Raw genomic sequence first — 8,149 nt, forward strand, 5'->3', positions numbered from 1 at the left:
GGGGATGCGGTCGGGTAACACCCGCGACGCACGCTCTGGGGCATGACCTCGGACGTGCGTGTGGTGGTGATCGGGGCCGGGCTCGCGGGTGTCGCGCTCGCCCGGCGGCTCGGTGAGCTCGGTGTGCCCGCGCTGGTCGTGGGGGAGGAGGAGCACCGCCCGTACAACAGGGTGCTGCTCGCCGAGGTACTGGCCGGGCGGTACGCGCCCGAGGTGATCGCGCTGCCCGGCGGCGAAGGGCCGGTGCGCGCCCGCGTCACCGGGATCGACCGTGCCGCGCGGCGCGTGCGGTGCGCGGACGGCACCGAGATCGCGTACGGCACGCTCGTCCTCGCCACCGGCTCCAACCCCGTACTCCCGCCGCTGCGCGGGCTGTTCGGCGAGGACCGCCGGCTGCCCGCGGGCGTGCACGCGTTCCGCACCATGGACGACTGCCTCGGGCTCGCCCGCGCCGTGCGCCCCGGCGTGCGCGCCGTCGTCGTCGGCGGAGGGCTGCTCGGGGTCTCCGCCGCCCGCGCGCTGGCCGCGCGCGGTGCGCAGGTCGTCCTCGCCCAGCAGGCCGAGCGACTGATGGAACGTCAGCTCGACCCGGTCTCCTCCGGGCTGGTCCGGCGCCATCTCACCGGGCTCGGCGTGGAGGTCCACACCGAGACCCGGGTGCGCGACGTGCGCTGCGCGGGCGGTGCGGTCCGCTCGGTGGAGCTGGCCGACGGCTACCGGCTCGACACCGACCTCGTCGTCCTGGCGTGCGGGGTGCGGCCCCGTACCGGGCTCGCCGAGGAGGCCGGGCTCGCCGTCCGCACGGGCGTCCTCGTCGACGACGAGCTGCGCACCTCGGACCCGCACATCCGTGCGATCGGCGACTGCGCCGAGCACGACGGGACGGTGTACGGCCTGGCCGCACCCGCCCTCGAACAGGCCGGCGTCCTGGCCACCCTGCTCGCGGACCCCGGCGCCACCGCCCGCTACACCGGCACCCGCGCACTGACCCGGCTGACACTCGCGGGAGACGGCCCCCCGGCCGCCCCGCACCCCTTCCTCGACCTCGCCGCCTTCGGCGACCCCGACCCCCGCCCCGGCGACGACGTCGTACAGCTCGCCGACGCCACCCGCGGCACCTACCGCAAGGTCGTCGTCCGCGGCGACCGCGTCGTCGGCGGGGTCCTCGTCGGCGAACTCGGCACCGTCGGCGCGCTGGCCCGCGCCTGGGAGGGAGCGGAGCCGCTCCCCGACGGCACCCCCCTGCTCCATCTGCTCACCAACGACGGAGGCTCCTGATGACCACCGCCCCCGGGGCCACCCCCACGCTCGTGCTCGTCGGCCACGGCATGGTCGGCCAGCGCTTCCTCGAGGCGCTCGCCGCACGCGGGCTCACCGCCACGCACCGCGTGGTCGTGCTCTGCGAGGAACCCCGCCCCGCCTACGACCGCGTCCAGCTCACCTCCTACTTCGCCGGCCGCACCCCCGAGGAGCTGTCCCTCACCGACCCCGCGTTCCTCGCCGAACACGGCATCGAACTGCGCCTCGGCGACCCGGCCGTGAGCGTCGACCGCGCGGCCCGCACCGTCACCGCCCGCTCCGGTCTGACGCTCGCCTACGACACCCTCGTCCTGGCCACCGGCTCCTCCCCCTTCGTCCCGCCGGTCCCCGGCAAGGACGCCGAGGGCTGCTTCGTCTACCGGACCATCGAGGACCTGCTCGCCATCGAGGAGTACGCGAAGCGCCGCGCCACCACCGGCGCCGTCGTCGGCGGCGGGCTGCTCGGCCTGGAGGCGGCCGGCGCGCTCAAGGGGCTCGGCCTGGACGCCCACATCGTGGAGTTCGCGCCCCGTCTGATGCCCGTCCAGGTCGACGACGGCGGCGGCGCCGCGCTGCTGCGCACCATCGAGAACATGGGGCTCGCCGTCCACACGGGCGTCGGCACCCAGGAGATCGTCGCCGACGACACCGGCGCCGTCACCGGCATGAAGCTGTCCGACGGCTCCGAACTGGCCGCGGACCTCGTCGTGTTCAGCGCCGGCGTCCGCCCCCGCGACCAGCTCGCCCGGGACTGCGGGCTGGCCGTCGGCGAACGCGGCGGCATCAGCGTCGACGAACAGTGCCGCACCGTCACCGACCCGCATGTCTTCGCCATCGGCGAGTGCGCGCTCGCCGCCGACGGACGGGTCTACGGGCTGGTGGCGCCCGGCTACGAGCAGGCCGAGACGGCCGCCGCGGCCATCGCCGCCGACGACACCGAGCAGCGCACGTTCACCGGCGCCGACCTCTCCACCAAGCTCAAGCTGCTCGGCGTGGACGTCGCCTCCTTCGGCGACGCGCACGGCACCGCCGAGGACTGTCTCGACGTCGTCTACTCCGACTCCCGCGCCGGCCTCTACAAGAAGCTCGTCATCGGCCGCGACGGCACCCTCCTCGGCGGCATCCTCGTCGGCGACGCCGACGCCTACGGCACCCTGCGCGCCCTCACCGGCTCGGTGCCCCCGCTCGCCCCCGAGTCCCTCGTCCTGCCCGCCGGTGCCGGAGCCCCCGCGCAGCTCGGCCCGTCCGCGCTGCCCGACGACGCCGTCATCTGCTCCTGCCACAACGTCACCAAGGGCACCATCCGCGGCGCCGTCACCGAGCATTCCTGCACCACCGTGCCCGAGGTGAAGAAGTGCACCCGGGCCGGTACCGGCTGCGGCAGCTGCGTCAAGGTGCTCGGACAGCTCGTCGAGGCCGAGCTGGAGGCGAGCGGCGTCGAGGTCGACAAGGGCCTGTGCGGCTGCTTCGCGCAGAGTCGCGAGGAGCTGTACGAGACCGTCCTCGCCCTGCGCATCGACTCCTACCAGGACCTGCTGGACGGCCACGGCCGCGAGAACGCCCGCGGCGGCGACGGCTGCGACGTCTGCAAGCCCGCCGTCGCCTCGATCCTCGCCTCCCTCGCCCCCACGATCGGCGCGAGCGGCCACATCCTGGACGGCGAGCAGGCCGCGTTGCAGGAGACCAACGACCACTTCCTCGCCAACTTGCAGAAGAACGGCTCGTACTCGGTCGTCCCGCGCATCCCCGGCGGCGAGATCACCCCCGAGAAGCTCATCGTGATCGGCGAGATCGCCCGCGACTTCGGCCTCTACACCAAGATCACCGGCGGCCAGCGCATCGACATGTTCGGCGCCCGCGTCGAACAGCTCCCGCTGATCTGGACCCGCCTCGTCGACGCCGGCTTCGAGTCCGGACACGCCTACGGCAAGGCGCTGCGCACGGTGAAGTCCTGCGTGGGACAGACCTGGTGCCGCTACGGCGTCCAGGACTCCGTCCGCATGGCGATCGACCTGGAGCTGCGCTACCGGGGCCTGCGCTCCCCGCACAAACTGAAGTCCGCCGTCTCCGGCTGCGCCCGCGAGTGCGCCGAGGCCCAGTCCAAGGACTTCGGCGTCATCGCCACCGCGAACGGCTGGAACCTGTACATCGGCGGCAACGGCGGCGCCACCCCGCGCCACGCCGACCTCCTCGCCCAGGACCTCGACGACGCCGGACTGGTCCGCCTGATCGACCGGTTCCTGATGTTCTACATCCGCACCGCCGACAAGCTGGAGCGCACCAGCGTCTGGCTGGACCGGCTCCCCGGCGGCCTGGACCACGTCCGGGACGTCGTCGTGCACGACTCGCTCGGCATCTGCGCGGAGCTGGAGTCCCTGATGGCGGCGCACGTCGCCCACTACCGCGACGAATGGGCCGACACGATCAACGACCCGGAGAAGCTCGCCCGGTTCGTCTCCTTCGTCAACGCCCCCGACACCCCCGACCCGGTCGTCGCCTTCGTCCCCGAGCGCGACCAGATCAAGCCCGACCTGCCCCTGCTCACCCTCGGCACCCGGCCCCTGGAAGGAGCCCAGCGATGACCCTGGCCCCCGAGACGACGGACCTGAAGATCCAGCTCCGGCTGGCCGACGACTGGCTCACCGTCTGCGACCTGACCGCCCTCACCCCCGGCCGCGGCGTGGCCGCCCTCCTCCCCGACGGCCACCAGGCCGCCCTCTTCCGCGACCGCGCGGGGCGCCTCTACGCGATCGGCAACCGCGACCCGTTCACCGGCGCCGCGGTCCTCTCCCGCGGCCTGACCGGCACCCATGCCGGCCGCCCCTTCGTCGCCTCCCCGCTGCTCAAGCAGCGCTTCGACCTGGAGTCGGGCCAGTGCCTGGACGACGACGGGGTGCGGGTACCGGCGTACGAGGTGCGGGCACGCTGAATCAGGTGCGGCTGCCGGTGAGGTGGGCGAAGACGACCACGTTGCCCTGGTAGCCGGTTGCCCGCGAGTAGCCGCCGCCGCAGGTGATCACCCGCAGCTCGGGGCGGGCGGCGGCGCCGTACACCTTCTCGTCGGGGAAGTTCTTCGCCTCGTACACCTCGACGGCGTCCACGGTGAACTCCGCGACGGCGCCGTCCCGGCGGTCCACGTCGATCGTGCTGCCCTTCTTCAGGGCGCCGAGGTCGTAGAAGACGGCGGGCCCCTCGGCGTTGTCGACGTGGCCGGCGACGATCGCGGTGCCCGTCTCGCCGGGGGTGGTGCCGGCCTCGTACCAGCCGGCCAGGTTCTTCTCGTCCGCGGGCGGCACGTCCAGGCTGCCGGACTTCGTCAGGCCGAGGCCCATCAGGGGCGCGTCCACATGGATCGACGGGATGCGGATGCGGTCCGGCGGCGACGACGGCAGGGCGGGGGCCGCGGCGCCCGTGCGGTCGGTCCCGGCGGAGGCGGCCTGCGCGGCCGACGGCTGCGGGGGCGGCGCCTGGGTCCCGGCGGCGCCGTGCAGCAGCCAGGCGCCGGACCCGAGGGCGACCAGGGTGACGGCCGCTATGGCGGAGTTGCCTATCCTGCGTCTGCGCACGAGGCGCCCCCTTTCCGTCAGCTTCCGCCGGCGCCCCTTCTGCTCCGGCTGCGGAGGGACCCGCACCCCCTCCGGGCCCGCGAGGGGCGGGCGGACCCGGAGGGGGAGGGGCGTGTGCGGTACCGGCGGACGGACAGCGGAGGGTGTCCGTCAGATCCCCTCGCCTCTCGCCCGGCGATGCAGGAGCCAGGTACCGCCCGCGGCGGCGACGGCGAGGGCCGCCACGCCGGCCGCGGTCCGCACGGGGTCGGCGCCGAGCCCGCCGCCGACCCCCGTCTTCACGCTTCCTCTGGGCTGGGTGTGGTTCCGGGTGGCGCTCAACGCCACCACCAGGTCGCCCGTGACCCGCCCGCCGCCCTCGGAGCAGCGGGCGACGATCTCGTACGTCCCCGGCTGCGCGCTCGGCGGCACCTCGAACTGGCCGATCGCGTCGTGCTCGTGCGCGCTCGGCGCGAGCGCGAACCGCCCGGCGCCCACGGCGCTCGCGTCTCCCGTGGCCGCGCCGTCCGCGCCGCACGCGCCGGTGTTCACCGACACGTTGTCGCCGGGGATCACCGTGGAGGGGTACACCTCCAGCTTCCCGGCGCCCTCGCCGCCGTACGCGGGCGCGGCGGCGAGACCGGCGACGGTGACGGCGAGCGCGGTACCGGTCAGCAGACGGGCCGTGCGGCGCATGGTGCTCCTCCGAGGGGGCCCGGCCCGCGACACCCCTCATGTGCCACTGCGTCGGCCATGCCCCTGCCCTACCGAGCAAAAGGGCAGGGGCGGCCGCGCGCTTCCTGAGCGCCCGTCAGAAATACGGAGAACGGGTGTTCCGTACCTCGCACACATGACCGGTACGGCCCCGTTCCAGCAGGTCAACGCCCCGCCCCCGACCCGCCGGACAGGATCACCCGGAGGGAGCAGAGGACGGGGCGAATGGGGTGACGCGGAGGTCAGCCGACGGCCACCGCGCTCCACGCCGCGCCCACCGCGGCGTACTCCGCGCTGCCGGACCCGTACAGGTCGGCCGCCGCGCTCAGCGTGGCCGCGCGTGCCCCCGCGTAGTCCGTCGACGACGTCATGTACACCGTCAGCGCCCGGTACCAGATCGCGCCCAGCTTGTCCCGGCCGATCCCCGTGACCGCCGAGCCGTCGCAGGTGGGGGAGTCGTACGCGACACCGTTGAGCGTCTTGGCGCCGCTGCCCTCGGCGAGCAGGTACGCGAAGTGGTTGGCGACACCGGAGGAGTAGTGGACGTCGAGGTCGCCGACCGAGCTGCTCCAGCAGTCGGCGGAGGCGCCGTCCCGGGACGGCTCGTCCATGTACCGCAGGGCCGGCTCGCCGAAGCCGGAGCGGACGACCTTCTCGCCGATCAGATAGTCACCGGCGTCGGAGGAGTTGTCCGCGTACCACTCCACCAGCGTGCCGAAGATGTCCGACGTCGCCTCGTTCAGCCCGCCCGACTCGCCGGAGTAGGTCAGCCCCGCCGTCGTCGAGGTCACGCCGTGCGACATCTCGTGCCCGGCCACGTCCAGGGCCACCAGCGGCCCGAACGTCGACCCGTCGCCGTCGCCGTACGTCATGCAGAAGCAACTGTCGTCCCAGAAGGCGTTGTTGTAGCCGCTGCCGTAGTGGACGCGGTTGTACGAGCCCTTGCCGTCGCCGGCGATGCCGGTGCGGCCGTGCACCTCCTTGTAGTAGTCCCAGGTCTCGTCGGTGCCGTACTGCGCGTCGACCGCCGCCGAGGAGCGGTCCGCGGTCGTGCCGGTGCCCCAGTGGTTGTCGGCGTCGGTGTAGAGCGTGGCGGGGGCGCGGCTGAAGCAGATGCCGAAGAGGCAGAGGTCGGTCTTGTTCTCCGCGTCACCGGTGTACGTACCGCCGCGGGTGGCGTCCTTGAGCTGGTACGACGACCCCGACTGCGTCGTCTGAAGCGGCACCGTCCCGCTGTACAGCGACTGCCCGTCGCCGGTCGCCGTCTCGATGGCGTCCCAGGAGTCGATCTCCTCGCCGCCGCGCGCGTCGGTGAGCACGGTGCGGGCGACCGGATTGCCGAGCGGGTCGAGCCCCACCGCGTGGGTGCGCCAGGCCAGCCGGGCGGCGCCGTGCAGGGCGTCGACGACCAGCTCCGGCCTGGCCTTGACCGTCTTGAGCGTGCCGCGGTGGGCGGCGCGCAGCTCGGCGGTGGCGAGGTCGGCGGCCCGGGGCGCCTTGACGGCGGGGGTGGTGCTCGCCACCGCGACCGTGCGGGTGGTGGCCCGGTCCGCGCCCTCGTAGGCGCCGCCGCGGGCCAGGTGGACGACGAAGTCGCCGCCGAGGACGGGCAGATGGCGGTACGTGCGGTCGTAGCGGACGTGCTGGGTGCCGTCCGCGTCGACGACGACGTCCCGGACGCTCGTGTCCTGCGCGGAGGTCAGACCGAGGGCGCCGGCCCGGTCCGTGAGGACGTGGGCGGCGTTCTCGATCGCGGTGGCCCTGCTCGGCCGGGTGTCCGCCGTGGCGGAGGTCGTGGGGGCGAGGGCGGCGGCGAGCAGCGCGGCGGCGGCGACGGCGATGCCGGTCCCGCGCAGACGTCTCGTACGGCTCATCGGTCTCCTCGGTCGCTGGGAGGGGGGACCTCTCAGGTTTACGGGGTCATGACATGTCATGTCCATACCTCCTTGGGTGGGGGTGGGACGGGACCGGTGAGGGGATGATGGGGGCCATGACCGAAGCGAACGAGGACGTGGCGGCGCTGACGGTAGTGACGACGACGGACAGCGAGCCGAAGGCGCGGGAACTGGCCCGGGGCGCGATCGAGGCACACCTGGCGGCCTGCGCCCAGATCTCCGGACCGGTGACCTCCGTCTACCGCTGGCAGGGCACGGTCGAGACCGCCACGGAGTGGCAGGTGTCGTTCAAGACGACGCCCGCACGCTACGAGGCCCTGGAACGCCGGCTGCGCACCGCCCACGACTACGAGACCCCGGAGATCATCGCGACCCCGGTGGTACGGGGGAGCGCGGAGTACCTCCGCTGGGTGAGGCAGGAGACGACGCCGGACGGCGCCGGACCGGGCTGAGGTCCGCCGTGCGGGGGACCGCGCAGTGTGCCCCCGCGCTCCCCGGTGACCCCCCGCCTAGGGTCCGGGCCATGACGGACAGACGCATCCCACGCCCCCTGGCGGCCGTCGCCCTGGCAGCGACGCTCCTCCTGGCGACCACCGCCTGCTCCCCCGACGACCCCGCCCCGCCCCCGGCCCCCGGCGCCCCGGCCGACACCGCGACCGAGAGCCCCTCAGCCTCCCCGACCCCGACCCCCACCCC

7 protein-coding genes are annotated in these 8,149 nt (G+C 74.1%); 4 read left to right on the forward strand and 3 right to left on the reverse strand.

Features of this window, described 5'->3' with window-relative positions:
- The first annotated feature begins 42 nt into the window (after positions 1-42).
- The 3 genes from IO29_RS10765 to nirD are packed head-to-tail and all read left to right on the forward strand — an operon-like array spanning position 43 to position 4,228.
- A complete protein-coding gene (locus tag IO29_RS10765) occupies positions 43-1,278 on the forward strand; it encodes an NAD(P)/FAD-dependent oxidoreductase (protein ID WP_030383277.1) in 1,236 nt (411 codons plus the stop codon).
- Positions 1,278-3,881 carry a nitrite reductase large subunit NirB gene (gene nirB, locus IO29_RS10770; protein WP_030383278.1) on the forward strand — a complete coding sequence of 868 codons (2,604 nt, stop codon included), beginning with the start codon at positions 1,278-1,280 and terminating at the stop codon, positions 3,879-3,881. Before IO29_RS10765 ends, nirB begins: the two co-directional genes overlap by 1 nt.
- The gene (gene nirD / locus IO29_RS10775) at positions 3,878-4,228 is read left to right on the forward strand and encodes a nitrite reductase small subunit NirD (protein WP_030383279.1); all 351 of its coding nucleotides are present in this window, start codon (positions 3,878-3,880) and stop codon (positions 4,226-4,228) included. The genes nirB and nirD overlap by 4 nt, the downstream gene beginning before the upstream one ends.
- A 1-nt stretch (position 4,229) precedes the next feature.
- Here the strand turns inward: nirD and IO29_RS10780 are convergent, their stop codons facing one another.
- The 3 genes from IO29_RS10780 to IO29_RS39995 form a co-directional block, all read right to left on the reverse strand.
- Positions 4,230-4,865, reverse strand: a complete 636-nt coding sequence (locus IO29_RS10780; RefSeq protein ID WP_030383280.1) for a class F sortase — start codon at positions 4,863-4,865, stop codon at positions 4,230-4,232.
- A gap of 150 nt (positions 4,866-5,015) precedes the next feature.
- A complete protein-coding gene (locus IO29_RS10785; RefSeq protein WP_030383281.1) occupies positions 5,016-5,540 on the reverse strand; it encodes a hypothetical protein in 525 nt (174 codons plus the stop codon).
- 260 nt (positions 5,541-5,800) lie between these two features.
- Positions 5,801-7,432, reverse strand: coding sequence for a M4 family metallopeptidase (locus tag IO29_RS39995; protein ID WP_030383282.1), 1,632 nt, complete (start codon positions 7,430-7,432; stop codon positions 5,801-5,803).
- 116 nt (positions 7,433-7,548) lie between these two features.
- Here IO29_RS39995 and cutA point away from each other — a divergent pair, with 116 nt between their 5' ends.
- Positions 7,549-7,905, forward strand: coding sequence for a divalent-cation tolerance protein CutA (gene cutA, locus IO29_RS10795; RefSeq protein ID WP_030383283.1), 357 nt, complete (start codon positions 7,549-7,551; stop codon positions 7,903-7,905).
- Positions 7,906-8,149: the final 244 nt, after the last annotated feature.

Origin of the sequence: Streptomyces sp. NRRL F-6676, assembly GCF_000725625.1 — a bacterium.
Taxonomy (GTDB): domain Bacteria; phylum Actinomycetota; class Actinomycetes; order Streptomycetales; family Streptomycetaceae; genus Streptomyces.

Coding starts and splice junctions, on each gene's coding strand:
- IO29_RS10765 (WP_030383277.1), top strand. CDS start 43: ATGACCTCGGACGTGCGTGTGGTGGTGATCGGGGCCGGGCTCGCGGGT.
- cutA (WP_030383283.1), top strand. CDS start 7,549: ATGACCGAAGCGAACGAGGACGTGGCGGCGCTGACGGTAGTGACGACG.
- IO29_RS39995 (WP_030383282.1), bottom strand. CDS start 7,432: ATGAGCCGTACGAGACGTCTGCGCGGGACCGGCATCGCCGTCGCCGCC.
- nirD (WP_030383279.1), top strand. CDS start 3,878: ATGACCCTGGCCCCCGAGACGACGGACCTGAAGATCCAGCTCCGGCTG.
- IO29_RS10785 (WP_030383281.1), bottom strand. CDS start 5,540: ATGCGCCGCACGGCCCGTCTGCTGACCGGTACCGCGCTCGCCGTCACC.
- nirB (WP_030383278.1), top strand. CDS start 1,278: ATGACCACCGCCCCCGGGGCCACCCCCACGCTCGTGCTCGTCGGCCAC.